The 16,085-nt window shown below is 69.2% G+C and carries 13 protein-coding genes and 1 rRNA gene; 6 read left to right on the top strand and 8 right to left on the bottom strand.

Annotated features, from left to right (window positions below; translation table 11 throughout):
• The first annotated feature begins 142 nt into the window (after positions 1 to 142).
• A 5S ribosomal RNA gene (rrf, locus tag ACGFI6_RS40715) occupies positions 143 to 260 on the top strand.
• Positions 261 to 1,416: 1,156 nt separating this feature from the next.
• On the top strand, positions 1,417 to 1,887 hold the full coding sequence (locus tag ACGFI6_RS40720) for an AAA family ATPase (protein WP_393128143.1): 471 nt from the start codon (positions 1,417 to 1,419) through the stop codon (positions 1,885 to 1,887).
• Here the strand turns inward: ACGFI6_RS40720 and ACGFI6_RS40725 are convergent, their stop codons facing one another.
• The 6 genes from ACGFI6_RS40725 to ACGFI6_RS40750 all read right to left on the bottom strand — a co-directional run bounded on the left by ACGFI6_RS40725 (position 1,888) and on the right by ACGFI6_RS40750 (position 10,315).
• Positions 1,888 to 2,538 carry a hypothetical protein gene (locus ACGFI6_RS40725; RefSeq protein ID WP_393128068.1) on the bottom strand — a complete coding sequence of 217 codons (651 nt, stop codon included), beginning with the start codon at positions 2,536 to 2,538 and terminating at the stop codon, positions 1,888 to 1,890.
• Positions 2,539 to 2,795: 257 nt separating this feature from the next.
• Positions 2,796 to 4,550 (bottom strand): glycoside hydrolase family 76 protein, encoded by a 1,755-nt coding sequence (locus tag ACGFI6_RS40730; protein WP_393128069.1) that lies wholly within the window; start codon positions 4,548 to 4,550, stop codon positions 2,796 to 2,798.
• 183 nt (positions 4,551 to 4,733) lie between these two features.
• On the bottom strand, positions 4,734 to 7,844 hold the full coding sequence (locus ACGFI6_RS40735) for a chromosome segregation ATPase (RefSeq protein ID WP_393128070.1): 3,111 nt from the start codon (positions 7,842 to 7,844) through the stop codon (positions 4,734 to 4,736).
• Entirely contained in the window at positions 7,841 to 8,497 is a 657-nt protein-coding gene (locus ACGFI6_RS40740; RefSeq protein ID WP_393128071.1) for a hypothetical protein, read from the bottom strand. The genes ACGFI6_RS40735 and ACGFI6_RS40740 overlap by 4 nt, the downstream gene beginning before the upstream one ends.
• Complete coding sequence (locus tag ACGFI6_RS40745) at positions 8,490 to 9,128, bottom strand: hypothetical protein (RefSeq protein WP_393128072.1); 639 nt, start codon at positions 9,126 to 9,128, stop codon at positions 8,490 to 8,492. Before ACGFI6_RS40745 ends, ACGFI6_RS40740 begins: the two co-directional genes overlap by 8 nt.
• On the bottom strand, positions 9,125 to 10,315 hold the full coding sequence (locus ACGFI6_RS40750) for a hypothetical protein (protein WP_393128073.1): 1,191 nt from the start codon (positions 10,313 to 10,315) through the stop codon (positions 9,125 to 9,127). Before ACGFI6_RS40750 ends, ACGFI6_RS40745 begins: the two co-directional genes overlap by 4 nt.
• Positions 10,316 to 10,588: 273 nt before the next feature.
• Here ACGFI6_RS40750 and ACGFI6_RS40755 point away from each other — a divergent pair, with 273 nt between their 5' ends.
• The 3 genes from ACGFI6_RS40755 (at position 10,589) to ACGFI6_RS40765 (ending at position 13,426) form a co-directional block, all read left to right on the top strand.
• Complete coding sequence (locus ACGFI6_RS40755) at positions 10,589 to 11,392, top strand: TrmH family RNA methyltransferase (protein ID WP_393128074.1); 804 nt, start codon at positions 10,589 to 10,591, stop codon at positions 11,390 to 11,392.
• Positions 11,393 to 11,468: 76 nt separating this feature from the next.
• Entirely contained in the window at positions 11,469 to 12,446 is a 978-nt protein-coding gene (locus tag ACGFI6_RS40760) for a GDSL-type esterase/lipase family protein (protein ID WP_393128075.1), read from the top strand.
• Positions 12,447 to 12,799: 353 nt separating this feature from the next.
• The gene (locus ACGFI6_RS40765) at positions 12,800 to 13,426 is read left to right on the top strand and encodes a maleylpyruvate isomerase N-terminal domain-containing protein (RefSeq protein ID WP_393128144.1); all 627 of its coding nucleotides are present in this window, start codon (positions 12,800 to 12,802) and stop codon (positions 13,424 to 13,426) included.
• A gap of 15 nt (positions 13,427 to 13,441) precedes the next feature.
• Here ACGFI6_RS40765 and ACGFI6_RS40770 read toward each other — a convergent pair whose 3' ends face one another.
• The gene (locus ACGFI6_RS40770; protein ID WP_393128076.1) at positions 13,442 to 14,401 is read right to left on the bottom strand and encodes an NADP-dependent oxidoreductase; all 960 of its coding nucleotides are present in this window, start codon (positions 14,399 to 14,401) and stop codon (positions 13,442 to 13,444) included.
• A 90-nt stretch (positions 14,402 to 14,491) separates the two neighbouring features.
• Between ACGFI6_RS40770 and ACGFI6_RS40775 the strand changes: the two genes are divergently transcribed.
• Complete coding sequence (locus ACGFI6_RS40775) at positions 14,492 to 15,082, top strand: TetR/AcrR family transcriptional regulator (protein ID WP_393128077.1); 591 nt, start codon at positions 14,492 to 14,494, stop codon at positions 15,080 to 15,082.
• Between the two features lie 66 nt (positions 15,083 to 15,148).
• Here the strand turns inward: ACGFI6_RS40775 and ACGFI6_RS40780 are convergent, their stop codons facing one another.
• Entirely contained in the window at positions 15,149 to 16,078 is a 930-nt protein-coding gene (locus tag ACGFI6_RS40780; RefSeq protein ID WP_393128078.1) for a hypothetical protein, read from the bottom strand.
• Positions 16,079 to 16,085 lie beyond the last annotated feature (7 nt).

Consider the following 16,085-nt stretch of genomic DNA (forward strand, 5'->3'; position numbering starts at 1 on the left):
CAGACTTTGAAGAGCCTGCGCTATGTAACTGATGTTCGCGTTCACTGTACGGTTCCCGGAATACGGTCAGAATCCCGGCAACCACCCCGCTGTTTTGAGGGGGTGTGGCTTGAGTGGTTTTGATGTGTAGTTCCTATAGAGTTTCGGTGGCCATAGCGTTGGGGAAACACCCAGTCTCCATTCCGAACCTGGAAGTTAAGCCCTTCAGCGCCGATGGTACTGCGACCGGGAGGTCGTGGGAGAGTAGGACGCCGCCGGACATTCACACTGTTAAGGGCCACCCCCACGGGGGTGGCCCTTAACATTTCCCCCCACACCACCAGTACCCCACACCAACACCCCGGCACAGGATCCCGCGCCAGCGGCTGGGCCGGCGTCCGTGGGCGCGGCCGTCAGCAATCCGCCGTCAGCAATCGGCCGGCCGGGACTGCCAGTCTCTCGGCGGCTGTGCGTCTGCGGCTACTGCCGGGCGCGGTGAGACCTCCACGCGCTCCGGGCCGGGTGCGGCGTAGTCGCTGGCCGTGCTTTGATGCGGTCCTCTGTGGCTGGTGTGTGGCCCGTCCGGCCGTCAGGGCCTGCGGTCGCCGGCGACCGCAGGCTGGCGTGCGTCAACGATCGTCACCGACCTTGCTCTGGATCACACGCGACCCAGTGTGGCCCTGGGGCGGAGGCACAGCTCGCGTGAGGTGGGTAGCTCCGCGCGCCCACGGTTGGCCTGGAAGACCCCGGCGATTCCACAGCCGAGATCCACGACTCGGCGACCTATCAGCCTATGAGCTAGCCGAGTCGTGGCGGATGGCTGGGGGGCTGGAGGGCGAGTCGTGGAAATCGGCGGGGACATCGGCGATTCCAGAGCTAATTTCCACGACTCGGCGACCTATCGACCCACAGCCCGCTTGGTCGTGGCGGATGGCTGGAGGGTGGACCTCGAGTCGTGGAAATTGGCTCCGGAACTCGACCAAATCCCACGACTCGGCGGGGTCGCTGACTGCGGTGCCACCGAGTCGTGGTGAATGGGTTCGGGCTGGCCTGTGTGTCACGGGATTTGGGTTGGGCTGGGGTGCTAGGTCCGACGACTCGACTCGCAACTGGTCTGCGAGGGGCAATCTGCGGCCTGCGGCCTGCTGCGGGTGGGGTGCGGCGTGTGGGCGGCCCGGTCGACGCGCACACCGTTGTCTACCCGCAGGCGGTCCGCTGGGGGTGCGAGGTGCGGTCACCTGCTGCGCTGGTCTGGGGTGGTGGTCTGGGGTGGTCGCCTGATGCGGTCGTCTGGTGCGGCCGCCTGGGGTGGGGCTTGTTGTGGGCGTTAGGGGCAAGGCCGACGGTGGGCCCGGTGTCCACGGCTGTGGCACGTGGGGTGTGGGGTGGTTGGGGTTGGGGTGGTTGTTGGGGGCCTAGGGTCGGGGGATGGGTTTGATGGTTTTGGTGGTGGGGTTGCCGGGGGCTGGGAAGACTTCTTGGGCTCGGAGGATCGAGGGCGAGCTGGGAGCGGTTCGGTTGACTCCGGATGAGTGGATGGAGGCGCTGTTCGCCGCGAGTGAGGTGAACGGGCGGCGGTGGGTTCTGGAGTCGGAGTTGTTGTGGGGTGTTGCCGCGAGGGTGCTGGAGCTTGGCGGGAACGTGGTTCTCGACTATGGGTGCTGGTCCGAGCAGGAGCGGGACCTGTTTCGGAGCCGGGCGCAGGCGCTTGGCGCTGCCGCGGAGATCGTCGTACTGGATCTGCCGCTGGATGTGCTGTGGGAGCGGCTTGAGCAGCGGAACGCGGCGCTGCCCGCTGCGACGTTTTCGGTCACCCGCGAGGAGCTGAAGGAATGGGCAGCCAGCTTCGAGGTGCCGACGTCCGTGGAGCTCGAGCGGTGGGACCGGGCGGTCGTGGTGACGGAGTAGCTATTCCTCGGGGGCGATGCCGACGAGGGCGGCCGCGGCGCAGATGTGGACCGGGGTCATGTCGATGGGGGAGACCGGGGCTTGGAGCAGGGTGCCACGCTCGTACGGGGTGAGCGTGATGTCGATGCCTGGGGCACCGGCCACCATCCCGCGGACGTACGTGAGCCAGCCCATCATCGGGATCCCTCGACGGAACACGCCGGCCGCGGCGGCGAGCTCGGTGTCGGCGATGCTCGCCCACTGCGGTTCCCAGATCGTGACGACTGCGCGGAGCACCTGGGCGAATCGCTCCGACTGCTCGATCGCGTCCTCGTCGCTCCAGTGCAGCGTGAGCTGGTCCGAGATCGTCGTCATCGTCCCGCCCATGGACAGGTCGAACAGCCACGGCAGTTCGCCCGTGCTCTGCAGGTGCAGCCGGGTCGTACTCGTGCCGTTCGCCAGGACCTTCGTCGTGGCCTCGACCATCTCCTGCAGCGGCGTCGAACCGTCGGCCTCCAGGACGTGATAGCCCCAACGCTCGTCCTGGGTCCAGTTGTGGACGTCGGGGAAGGCGACCGCGACCGCGGTCAGCGTCCGGCCGACGCGGAGCGCGCGGTGCTCGACGGTTTCGTCACGGTGCGACCATTGGGCGCGGAGCAGCCAGGATGCCATTCACGCCCTCCGATCCTGAGGCGGCCGATTCGGCGGAAGTGATGCTGAGCAGGGCAGTGACACGGTTCCGGAGACAGGGCCGGATGCAGGTGACGGTACGCCGTCATACGACCGCTTGACCAGAGCTCCGGCCCCTCGCTGCACGCGGGCATGGCGGCTCTCCGGAAAAGTCACCGCACCATACTGCTGCACTGTCGGTTCCTGGGTCAGCACCGGGGTCCGATTTTGGTAAACACGTATCGAAATCTGGACAAGTGTCAAGCGCGAGGGGTGGTCGCGAGCAGCCCGCCCAGGGCGCTCGCCTGCGTACGCCAGTCCCGCGCCCCGCCGCCCGACCAGCGCTGACCTAGCCGGTTCAGCGAATCACGATCGTTCTGCCAGATGGAATCGGCCTGCTGCTGAGCGTACGTGCGGTACGACGCGTCGCCCGTGACGTCGGCGAGATCCATCAGGTACCGCATGAAGACGCCCTTGAACTGCTTCTGATTGTCGCCGGTCGCCCGCCACAGCTCGAGCGCTCCGCCGATCGCGAGCCCCTGGTTGTACGTCCACACCGTCTGCCCGTTGTTCGCGCACGAACCGGTCAGACCGTCGTTCACCAGGTGCGCCGAGTTGATCATCCCGCTGCCCGCGAACCAGCTCCACGCGGTTGTTGCCCGCTGCAACCAGACGGTGTCGCCGCTCAGCCGGTTGTGCAGCGCTGCCGTGAGGCGGATGTACAGCCCGTTCGTCACCGCGTTCTTGTACGTACGCTCGCGGTCCCACCACACCCCGCCGCCGCACGTACTCGTGTCCCAGTACCCCTGCACGTAGTTCGCGATCGTGACCGCCATGTCGAGGTACTTCGGGTCACTAGTCAGGTCGTACGCCGCGATCCATGCAATGCCCCACCATTCGGTGTCGTCGATCGCCCGGCTGATGAAGTTCCCCTCCAGGGCGTCACCGCTCTTCTCGCCGGCCGGGAACACGCCCTTGTTCTTCTCGAACACCTCGTTCACGATCCAGCGCAGATCGGTACGGCGGGTGCGCTGTTGATAGTCCATCAGCGTCGTCACCGCCACCGCGGAGTTCCACCAGCTCGACAACCACCATGCGGTGTGCGGCTGGTACGAGTACATCAGCGCAGCGGCCGCTGCTCCGGCTCGATCAGTGGCGGGCCGCGCCCACGACGTACAGCTGCCGTTCTGGCCTTCGACGGCTCGGCCGCAGGCGCGGACCGCGCCGCCGTACAGGCGGGAGAGCGGATCTGTTGCCGCGTAAAGGAGGGTCTTTGTCGCCGTAGCGCCCGCGCCGACGCTCGTACGGCCGAGGGATGCGCCGTCGGGCCAGGAGGCGCCTTCGTTCCAGGAGCGGTCGAGCCAGACCTCGTCGGCGGCGGCGCCGTCGTCGATCGTGCCCCAGGCCATGCCGCGGTTGTCGACATGCAGTGAGATTCGCCGGTTCGACAGGGTGGTCGACGGGACCGGCTGGTTGTCGCCGGACGGTCCGTCGCTGCCGTCGCAGGCTGCTGCGCAGACAGTGGTGTGCACCCAGGCGGTGCAGTCGACGCCGGCCGCGTCGCCGCAAGCGCGGATCAGGCCGCGGCGATGGCCGGCCGGGTCGGCGAGGTTGTACATCAGCGTGCGCGTACCGGTCCAGCCGGACGGGATCGAGGCCTTGCCGAGGAGACCGTCCCAGGTCGCGCCGCCGTCCCAGCTGCGATCGAGCCAGACCGCGTCGTTCGTCGTCCCGTCGTCGATGCTGCCCCAGGCCATCGCGTCCTTGTCGGAGACGTGCAGTACGACGCGGCGCCCGTTGATCACCTTCTCGGGTACGGGGAACGTCTCCTCCTGCGCCTTCGACGGATCGAGCGCGTCGCACGCGACAGAACAGACCGCGACCGCCTGCACCCGAGCCGCCTGCACCCGAGCCGCCTGCACCCGAGCTGCCTGGGTCGACGCGACAGCAGTTGCATCAGCGGGAACAGCGGACGAGGACAGCAGAGCCAGACCCAGCATCAGGCGAACCCACATGTCGATCTCCCTGGGCGGTAGGAAGAGAGCGCTCTCACCTGAGTATCCGGACCCACGCGCCCAGGTCAAGAGCGGAAGCGAGAGGGCATGTTTGATGATCTGGCGCCTACTGCGGGGCACTCGGCACGGCACCTCGCCGCACCGAGCACCTCCTCGCTACGGCGCCAGATCATCAAACATGCCCTACGTCAGCGTCGGCGAGGCCAGCTCCAGCGTTGGGGTCGAGCCGCGGTAAGACGTCATCCACTCGCGGAGCAGCTCCACCCGGGCCGCATTGTCCTCGTTGCCCTTCACCACAGGCGCCTGGTTGTACGGCATGGTGTCGGAGCTGCGCCGGAGCTTCACGTACAGGCGGGAGGAGGCGAGCGCGTACCGCTCCATGTCGTCCTGCAGCGCGCCGATCACCGTGATGTTCCGGTCGCGGCCGATCTGCTCGAACAACGCCACCGCCTCACGCCGGTGCTGCGAACCGAGGTTGCGCCCGAGCTCGTCCAGGATCAGCAGCAGCGGACGGTCGGAGCCGCCCGCGAGCGCCGCCGCACAGACGAGCTTGACGGCCTTCTCGTCCATCTGGGCCGTGTTGCCCTTCACGTTGAACGCCGAGAACGGGCCGCCCTCGGAGCGTCGCCACTTCGGCGTGACGGTCCAGCGCCACGGCTTGTCGGGCTCGGCGGGCGGATCGGGCTCCGGGAACTCGAGCTTCGCGCCGTACCCGCCGTACTGCTGGTCGAGGCGGTCGAACTCCTGCGATACCAGCCGGAGCCGCGCCTTGATGCCGTCGGCAAGCGACGCGCGGTGTGCGCGGGCCGTGCTCTCCGCCTCGTCGAGGCCCTCGCGTGCGCGCTCGAGCGCGGCGTTCCGCTCCGCGCGCTGGCTGGCGATCTGCTGTTGCTGCAGGCTGTCGAACGTCTCGTGCTGCGCGAGGTGGCTGCTCAACGTCCGGTGCAGCGCAGGCACCAGGCCGACGCGGTCGCCCAGCGTGCCGTTCGTCCAGCCGTCAGGGCCGTTGAGGATCTCCCACAGCTCGGCCGGGATCTCCTCGCGCGAACGAGCGCTCGGGAAGCAGCGGCGGATGACGTCGTCGAGCTGCGTACACGCCTGGTGGTTCCAGTCGGCGCCCGTACGGCGTTGGGCGTCGTCGGCGAGTGCGAGGAGGAACTCCTCCGCCTCCTCGGGCGTCCCGCCCCATGCGGTCGTGCGGGTGGTGAGATCGAGCGCGCTCTGCTCCTCGCGCAACGTGAGTCGGCGCCCCGTCAGCTCGTCGAGGATCCGGTCGTGGTCGCGCCGGGTCGCCTCGAGGTTCTTCAGCCGCTCGTCGCGGACGAGCTGCTGCCCGGCCGCGGTCTCGGCAGACTCCTTCGCGGCCTGCAGTTGTGGAGCGAGCGAGTCACGGTCGGTCTCGTGCCGGTCGACGGTCTCGCGGAGCGCGAGGATCTGCTCCTGCACCGATTCCGCGTCGGCCAGCGCGCGGGCAGCCGCCGTACGTCGCTCGGCTTGCTCGACCCGGGATCGAGCCTGGTCCAACGCGGCCGACGCACGAGCGCGGGCCTCGGCCGCGGCCTCGACGCGCCGTCGGGCGGCCTCGATGCGGGCCGTCCGGCCGGTGATCGGCTCGTCGAACTGACCGACCGAAACCACACCGGCGGCGTCATCGATGTGGTCCTTGGTGGCCCGCTCGCCGATCGCCGTGAAGAACGCATCGAGCACAAACCGCTTGTCCGCCGACTTCGGGCTGCGCTTCGCCGAACTCTTCGAACCGGGCCGATTCGCCAGCACCAGCAGGAATCCGGCGTACCCGGCGTCGGCCAGCGCGGTCGAGGCGACCGTCGCGTCGCCGGCGTCGATGACGACGGCTTCCCGGTACGGCGCGAGTCGCGGCTCCCACTCCTCACGCGCGGACTCCGGCAGCTCCGTGATGTCGGTGAGCGCGCCGCACTCGATCCCGGCGTTCTCCAGGACCTGTTGCTGCGGAGCCGACACGGTTTGACCGCTCTCCGCCTCGCGCAGGTCCGCCGTCGCATGCTCGACCGCGACGCGGGCCGCATGGTCCTGACCGATCTGCTCCTCGAGCAAGGCACGCGCCTCGGCCTGCTCCTCGCCGGCCGCGGCCAGGTCGCGCCCATCGGCCGAACGGCCTGCGTCCACCAGCCGCCGGTGCTCCTGGCCGAGCCGCTCGAGCTGCTCGCGCACGGAACGCTGGGCCAGGTCGAGCTCCCGGTCGCGAGCATCCAGCGTGTCCCGCTCCTGACGGGTCAGCTGGACGTCTCGCAGCAGGCCCTCCTCGTTGCCGAAGGCATCGATCTCGGCCGCGATCGCTTCCTTGCGGGCCTCCTGCTCGGCGACCCGCTCGTCGAGCGCGGCCAGCTCGCCGAGGATCTCGGCGTTCCGGTGGCAGCCGTCGATCAGGTGCCGGGCCGAGCGCGCCTGCCAGGACTCCTTCGCGGCGGCGAGCGCCTCGCGGGCGGCGGCACGCTGCAGAATGCCGGCCTCGACGGTCGCCATCTCCTGCTCCCAGCGCTGCAGGTCCGCGGATGCCTGCTTGGTCGCCTCGCGCTGCGTGTGCTCGGCGGACCGGTGCGCCTGCTCCTGCTCGAGCTCATGATCGAGACCCGTGAGCGTCGCGATCGCGTTGAAGATCCGGGCCGGGCCGAGCTCGTTGAGCGGCTCGGCGAGCAGGTTCGCGGTCGGGCTGGAGCGGACCGACGTCGACAAGAACGAGACGCACCGGACCTGACCGCCGTACAGGACCTGGGAGAGCTTGTTGGCGTGGAAGTCGGTGCGACCGTTCGAGTGCGGGAGGGCCGCCCACAGCGCATCGGCGCCGGCGGCACGCTCCGCCTCGGTCGCGCCGTACGGGATGTGGAGGCCCTGCTTCCAGCGCAGGTCGATGTACGAGGCCTTGCGGTTGATGCGGATCCACACCGTGACTGCCGCTGCCTCGACCTCGTCGAGGTCGGTCAGATCGGGGTCGGAGAACACACCGACGATGTAGCCACGATCGACGTTCGACCAGTTGCCTTCCTGGCCAGCGGCCTCGGCGGTGAACAGCAGCTCGGCCGCACCGGGCGCGCCGCTCGTCAGCCGCCACTGGTCGTCCGCGTGCAGCAGGCTGAGCGCGGCGATCCAGGACGACTTGCCGGCGCCGTTGGAGTCCGTCGGACCCTGACCGGCGACCGTGATCAGCCCGCGGCCGATCAGCGGGATCGGGTGCGTCGACAGCCGGGACAGGTCGACGACCTGCACCCCCAGCAGCACCTTCGACCCGAGAATGTCGAACGGCCCGTCCTCGGTCATGCTTCTTCTCCCATTTCGACAGGGACCCCGTGACGGGCGCGGATGGCTTCGGCGATCGGGCTGGCCGGGGCGGCGGCGAGGATCAACTGGTCCTGCAACCGCCGTCGAGCGGCCGGTGTCAGTCGTTGCAGCTGCGGACCCGGGATGTACGACGGTCCGCCCGAGTGATCGCCCGACAGCTGGATCAACCCGGCTGCTCGCAATCGCTGCAGCGCGAGACGACGCTCCTCGCCGCTGATCCTGGTCGTACGCAGCTCGTCGACCGTGGTCGGGCGAGCGGACTTCCAGCTGTCGCCGGTCAGGATGCCCTCGCTGCGCGGGATCGCGACCGAGTGGATCAGCACGAGCACCAGCACCGCGCGATCGATCACCGACAACGGCTGCCACCCCTGGGCGGCCAGGCTCGCGGCGATGTCGTCGTCGTACCCGGCGGTCCAATGGGTGCCGTCGACGTGGACGAGCGTCCGGCCGATGAGCTTGAGCATCCGCTGCACCTGGCGCCGCAGCGTGACGTCGCGCAGACCGGCCAACTGCACCTCGGCGACCGGATGCGCCGCGAACTGGACCGCGCTGAATGCCGCGAGCACCTCGTCGCGCGAGCGATCGCTGAGGTCCTGCAGCAGTGGGTCGAACAGCGCGTGCTGCTCACTCATCCGACACCTCCGGCTGCTCGACCTCGGGCACGGGCGTCGACAACTCCGGGGCCGGCTGCTCGACCTTGGGCGCCGGCGTGGACAGCACTGGTGTCGGAGGATCGGGGAGATGCCGGCACAGGTCGCGCAGTGTGGTCAGGTCGGCGGCGGTCCAGGTCACCACGCGCGGGCCGAGACGGACCTCGCCGGCCTTCTCGTTCCACAGGAGCCAGTGCGTGGCGTGCAGGCGGCGCAGGCTGCCGATGATCAGGGTCAGGTCACTCGGCTGCTCACCGCGGCCGCGCATCCCGGCGTACACAGATCTGATCTGTGCGAGCGTCCCGGTTGTGCCGGGCCAGGCGGGCGCGCTGCGGTCCGTCCAGCAGCAGGCGACGCAGATCGCCAGCAGGCGGGCCGTTTCGTTCGGCAGCTCGACCGGGACCGGGGGAGCGCCGAGCTCCTCAAGGACGCTGTGACCGGCGCCGGAAGGCATCGTCGGCACCAGCCAGACCGCTGATCCGTCCGGTGCCGCGGCGCGCGTGAGACCGGCGACGGCCGGCGTGTCGGGATCGATCTCGAGCGGACCCGCGGACTGCACCTTCGCCCACCAGAGCGCGTTGTGCAGTCGCCGCTCGACGGCCTCGGTACTCACGAGACCACCCGTCGGAAAACGCCCTCGGTCGCCCACGGCGTCCCAGCGGCGGGGTCGATCCGCATGCCGTCGGACCAGACCAGCTCGTACTCCAGCTCGTCGTGCAGATGCGCCGCTGTCAGCTCGGCGAGCACGCGACGCGCGGTGATCCAGTCGCCGGCCGCGTCCACGACCTCGACGATGTCGACCGCGGTCCGTCCGGCGAGCACGCGCTCCGCCTCCGCCCGGAGGTCCTCACGGTCGGTCGCGGCGGCCGACTCGGGTGCCTCTTGATCCGCGGTCGGTCGCGGCGGAGCCATCCGGGCCGTCCCACTGCGACGCCCCGTCTCCACCGCCTCGACCATCGTCTGCGCCGAGAAGTCCGGCGCGGCGGCGTCGAAGAGCAGACCGTCGAGCACGGCAGCCAGTACGTCGGGCTCACTGCTGCGAGTAAAGGTCAGCCACGTCTCGATCGGCAGCAGCCCGAGCGCCCGGGTCGTCCCGGCGCGCTCGACCAGGCGGCCGGCGGCGAGTTGCACCGCGTCGGCGTACGCGGCCAGAGCCATGCGCAGCGACGTACACGCCCGATGGAGCGTCGGCCACCGGTCCAGGACCAGGCGATGCACCTTCTCGGCCTGCTCGATCAGGCGCTCGTTGCCCCACGCGAGCTGCGCGTTCTCCCGGAGCTGGGCGGTCGTGCTGGTCGAGACCAGGATCGCGAGCTCGTTGCCGAGCAGCCGGAAGACCTTGGTCAGCCGCTGGACGGACGCCTGGCCGTCGTCCTCTGTGGCCTGCGGGTCGCTGACGCTGTGCGCCTCGAGCGTGAGCAGCTGGTGCAGCTCGGCCTGGCCGCCCTGGACGGACATCCGGCGCAAGAACATCAGCATCACGTACGGCGCGAAGGCGGCGCGGTGACGCAACTCGTTCGGCCGGTCGACGAGTTTGGTGATCGCGCCGTACTGCCTCAGCACTTCGAAGCGGCGGACGATCAGGTCGTGCGGCCAGGCCCGGCAGGCGAGCGTCGCCTGCTCGACCGTGAGGCCGTCGCTGCCCGCCTCGGCGAACGCGTCCAGGATCGCCTGGTCGGCGTCCAGGAGGTCGGGATCGACGATCATCGCGCCGGCTTCACGGGCCAGGACGGCGAAGATCTGACGGTAGACGCGCAGCACGGCGGCTTCGGCCTCGGCGTCGAGCAGTGTCGCGTCCATCCGCACTCCCTCCCGTGTGATAGCGCGGCTATCAGAGAAAGGACTCTAACCACCCGCACCGACAGACCAAAACTCGCCTGCCGGCAGCCTGTGGAAAACCGGATGACGGCGGTACCCAGGGTGCCTACCATCCGAAGTGTGATGAGAATCCTTGGCTGACGCGGTCGGAAGGCCGCGTCAGTACCACGGCACCCGCACGCGGGTGTCGCCCCGCCGGAGCGGACCGTTCGGTCCCCGGCGCGCTTGCTGATTCTCTCCTTACGGAGCCTGCACATGTCTGTGCACCCCTTTGCCCGCCCTGCCGGCGCGCAACATCCCCGTGTCCGTGACCTGTTCGCCCTGCGCAAGGACGGTTCGCCCGGCCGGATCATGGTCGAAGGAACCTGGGAACACGACCGCCTGCTCACCACACCGGCCACGATCGAGGCGCTGTTCTGGTGCCCCGAGGACGGTACGCCGGATCCCAAGATCCTGGCCCGGTACGCCGAGCGGGCCGAGGAGGTGTATCGGATCTCCCCGAAGGTGCTCGCCCGGATGGCCCGCAAGACCCGTTCCGAGGGCCTCATCTCGATCGCCCGCCTGCCCGAATGGCGGCCGCACGCGTTCCGGTTCACCAACCGCTCGCTGGTCCTGGTCGCGGACGGCGTCGAGTACGCCGGCAACCTCGGCACGCTGATCCGTACGGCGGACGCGGCCAACGCCGACTGCCTCGTACTGACCAGCAAGCGCGCGCGTCCATCGCATCCGGCGGTGTACTCCGCGAGTCGTGGAACTGTGCTCTCGACGCCGATCGTGGAGTTCGACGACATCCCGGCCGCGGCGGCGTGGCTGCGCAGCCACCGGTTCCGCGTGCATCTGGCCGATCCGGCTGCGACCGGTACCTATCGCGTGCCGCAGTACGACGGTCCGACGGCGTTCGTGGTCGGGTCGGAGGGCTCGGGGCTGTCGCGGGCGTGGCACGACGAAGGGTTCGACGCGGTATCGATCCCGATGCTCGGCCAGGCGGACTCGCTGAACGTGGCGCTGTCCGCCGGGATCCTGCTGTTCGAGGCGCGGGCTCGGAAGGAAGGCTGGTGACGGCGTTGGGCAGAATGGCCCTGCCATCAACGAGACCGTCGTCAACAAGACCGTCGTCAACGAGAAGGAGCAAGCCGTGCCGTTCGAGCCTGGCGAGGTCGTCGCCCCGTCCGATCCGCGCATCGTCCTGGAGGGCCAGTGGGGCCATCAGCCCGGCGTGGCGGTCACCGTCAACTCCGGTTCGCGGATCTCGTTCTCGTACGCCGGTGAGCGGGTGCAGCTGCTCTTCGACACCGACGGTCTGACGGTCGCGCCGCACGTGTGGATCACGGTCGACGGCGGCGAGCCGGACCTGCACGTACTGGACGAGCCGGTGATCGAGTTGTCGGGTTCGGACAGCCGGCACCAGGTGTCGGTGGTGGTGAAGGACGTCAACGAGCACGCCAACCGATGGAACCCGCCGTTCGGGTGTGCGGTCGTGTTCGCCGGCCTGGTGCTAGACACCAGGTCCGTGCTGCGGCTCAGCGGCCGTCCGGGCGGTCCGCGGCTGGAGTTCTACGGCGATTCGATCACGCAGGGCGTGCGGGCGCTGAGCGAGCATTCGGAGTCCGAGGGCGCGGACGGTACGGCAACGTACGCGTATCTCACTGCGCGCGCGTTCGGCGGCACGTCGTACCAGGTCGGCTTCGGGAGCCAGGGGGTCAGCCGGCCGGGCAACGGCGAGGTGCCGCCGGGAGTGGACTCGTTCGGCTGGAACTTCGCCGGTTCGCCCGCCGAACGCGTCGAGCCGTCCGACGTGGTCGTGCTCAACCTCGGAGTGAACGACCCGACGCTGGAGATCGAGGAGTACGCCGCGTACGTACGACGGGTGCGCGCCGCCTACCCGGCGACGACGATCGTGTCGCTGACCCCGTTCAGCGGGAAGCACGCGGACACGATCCAGGCCGCGGTCAAGTCACTCGACGACCCGAACCTGATCTGCATCGACTCCACCGGCTGGATCACCGAGGACGACTGCATCGACCAGGTCCACCCCTCGGTCGCCGGCCACGTCAAGATCGCCGCCCAACTGATCCCGGCCCTCGAGCAACACACCTCGCTACGCCGCCACTAGCCACCCCCGCACCACCGCACGCCGCGCCACCGCCCGCGCCACGGCCCACCCGCCCCGCCGCACGCTCGCGTCGTCGTAGGTCCGCGTCGTTGTAGGTCCGCGCCGCCGTAGGTCCCGCCCCGCGCGACAGCTCCGCACGCTCCGGCGCGAACCCACCATCTCAGAGGTTGACCTTCGAGTTGGTGGGTTCGCGCTGTGCATGCCGCGTGCCAACCCACCAGCTGAGCGGCTGAGCAAGGGAGCAGAAGTGCCTCTCCTTCTATTTATGTCAAAAACGGGCGCTTGGCAACAGACTGTTTTTTCGGATTCTCGGCGCCCAGACTTGACGGCGTCGAGAGGAGCAGTTCGTGGTGATGGCAAGCGACGTGGAGACAGCGACCGAGTGCGTGGTGGAGGCGCTGCGGCCGGCAGTGGATGCTGATTGGGCAGTACCGGCCGGAACGATCGAGTGGAGCTGCCGGAAGACGGCCGAACACATCGGGCAGGCGAACCTGCATTGGGCGTCTCAGCTCGCAGTCGGCGCACAGACGCAGTACGTCAGATGGTCCGCGCAGGCTCAATCACTCGCGCCACCCGCCGGCGTACTCGATTTCGTCGAGGCCGCGGGCCGGATCATGGCGCTCGTCGTCCGCGCGACCCCACCGGAAACCCGCGCCTTCCACCCCTGGGGAATCGGCGACCCGGAAGGCTTCGCCGGCATGGCCTGCGTGGAACTCCTCGTTCACGGCGACGACCTCGCCCAAGGCCTGAACTGCGCACTGCAACCACCCGCCGACCTGTGCGACCGAGTACTCAGCCGCCTCTTCCCCCACGAACCCCGCAAACTAACTGACCCCTGGCCCGAACTACGCCGCCAAACCGGCCGGGCCCCCAACGCCCCAACTTCCTGGAAATGGCGCCCAACCCCCCTCAACGAACCCTGGAACCCCACCCCAACCCCCACCCCCATGCCCTTCGAACCACTGAGCACGGCAGAGTAGTCACCCCAGGCTTGCCTAGAGGTTGATGACGACCTTCCCGTGCACGTGGCGTCCGGCTTGAAGCTCGACCGCGGCGCGGATCTGCTCCACCGGATAGCTTGCGGCGATCGGCACCCGAAGCCGACCCGCCGCAACGTGGCCGGCGATCTCCTCGACGGCGCTCGGGGCCGCGCTGGCGCCGTTCGCGGGCGTGATCCCGTCGATCTGAGCGGCGATGGTGGTGATGCGCTCGTCTGGTACGCCAAGCTCGCGTGCCACCTGTGCCGTATCCGTCCCGTGCAGGTCCATCGCCGCGGTGATGCCGGAAGGAGCCAGTGCCCGAACCCGGTCGATCAGACCAGCGCCATAAGTGACCGGCTCGGCCCCGAGTGTGCTCAGGGCATCAGCCGAGGTTGCCGACCCCGTCCCGATCACCCGTGCGCCCGCGAGGCGTGCGAGCTGGACAGCGATCACGCCTACGCCACCTCCCGCGCCGCCGATGAGCACCGTGTCACCCGGACCCGGCTTGACCACCGCAAGAGCTGCGGCCGCCGTGCGGCCGGCGATGGCAAGGGTGGCCGCGGTGCGGTCGTCGACGCCTTCAGGGGTGCGGTACGCCTCGCCGCGCACCGCGCTGGTCTGCACCACATCCACGACGACGTAGTCGGCGACCGCGCGGGACAGCGCGCCGCCGAACACCCGGTCACCGACCGCGAACTTGGTCACGCCGGTACCGACCTGATCCACGGCCCCGGCGTAGTCGGTGCCGAAGCCGCACGGCAGGCTCAGACCGAATCGCGCGGCGGTCTCTGCGTCCGAGGTCATGATCCAGTCCATCGGGTTCAGACCGGCCGCGGTGACCCGTACGCGGATCTGCCCCGAACCGGCCTGTGGCACCGGTACTTCGCGGATGCTCAAGGCCTCCGGTCCGCCGAACGACTCGAACTGGACCGCCCGGCTCGTGGTCGCCGGCGTGCTGACGCCCGGTTCCTTCATGCTTGTCTCCCTTGAACAGCTCGTGAAGCAAGGTAAACGGACTATGCTTCGGTTACCTTCGAAGCTAGCACAAGTGGAGCGTGATCCGTTTTGTCCGGCGCAGAGAGCCGCCAACCGCGCGCGGACGCGACTCGTAACCGCCGGCAACTGCTGGACGTCGCGACGCACCTGTTCGCTGCGGCCGAGGCCGAGCCGTCGATGCGCGCGATCGCCAACGAAGCCGGCGTCGGCATCGCCACGCTCTACCGGCACTTCCCCAGCCGCGAGTCGCTGGTCGACGCGGTCTACAGCGACCAGGTCTCGCGGCTCACCGCCGGCGCCCATGAACTGCTCGCCGAACTCGGCCCGGCCGCCGCGCTGCGACGCTGGATGGACTTGTTCGGCGACTGGATCGCGACCAAGAACGGGATGCTCGACACGCTGCGCGCGATGGTCGCATCAGGCGAGATCGCCCATGACGACACCCGGACCGAACTGCTCGCGGCCATCGACGAACTGCTCGACGCCGGCCGCGCGGCCGGAGAACTCCGCGCCGACGTTCCCGCCGAAGACCTCGCGGCCGCTCTCATCGGCATCTTCACCGTGGCTGGTTCCCCCGGGCGCGACGCGATGGCGGCACGCCTGCTGAACCTCCTGATGGACGGACTCCGGTCCTCCGCCTGCCGCCATCCTCCACCGTGAAGGTCGGTGCCTCTCGCAACAGTCAGCTGTAGACCGGCTCAGCGCAGCGGCCTGGGTCTGCAACCATCAGGAGTAGGCCGGTACCAGCGTCCGCGCCAGTGCGAGGATCGGGCCGGCCAGTGACTCGTCGAGCGGACTCGTCCAGACTTCGACGTACGTTCCCTTGGCAGTGCGGAAGGTCAGTTGGCCGTCCGTCTGCTGCCAGCCCTCCGCGCCGAGGCGCACCGGCCGCGCGAGTCCGGACGATCCACCGTCTTTCAGGTAGCCGAAGTCGAGGGCGGCATCGGAACCCTTATCGCCTGATCGGACCACGACGGACCGCGTTGCCGAGCCCCATTGGCAGGCCAGATGGCCGTCGTCGATGCTGTCGCGCCGAAGGAGCGCCGTTCCGCCGAGCAGGCGTTCGGCGGCGGCTGTCCCGCGGGCGCATTCTGGACGTACGACTTGCGCGCGCGACGCGGGGAGCCCGTGCGGAAGTGCGACAACTGCCTGCGCGATCGAGCGCAGCTCGGCCAACGTCCCTGCTCCGTCGTTCAGCATCCGCAGCCTGATCACCCGGCCACCGCTCCGGAAGACGAGCCACGGCGCGGCCGCAGCTGGGTTCACGGCCCAAGAGCCGGCTCCGACTCCGCCGTCGATGAGCTTGGCGGCGTACCGCACCTCGCGCAGGTACTCGTCGTCGTTCTTGCGGTACGCGTCGAACTGCGCATCGGTCACCGCAATCGCGGACACCGTGACCCGGACGCGGTCATCCGGCTGCGCGACGCTGACAAGCGAACAGCCGTCGGCCAACGGGACCCCGGACGCGAACTCGGCTTCACCGGTTCTCCAGCGGCCGTCGAGACCCTGCTGGACGCGATCGCAAAGAGTCGCCGTCGGTCGCAGCGTGGAGGCCGAAGTAGGTGGAGCGGCCGAGGCAGCTCGGGTCGTGTCGTGGGAGCTGCAACCGGTGAGGGCGAGGAGAACGGCGCCCCAGACGATCACGGCACGGTGCATGTGGTCC

The sequence above is a fragment of the Kribbella sp. NPDC048928 genome (genome assembly GCF_043197975.1).
GTDB lineage: Bacteria > Actinomycetota > Actinomycetes > Propionibacteriales > Kribbellaceae > Kribbella.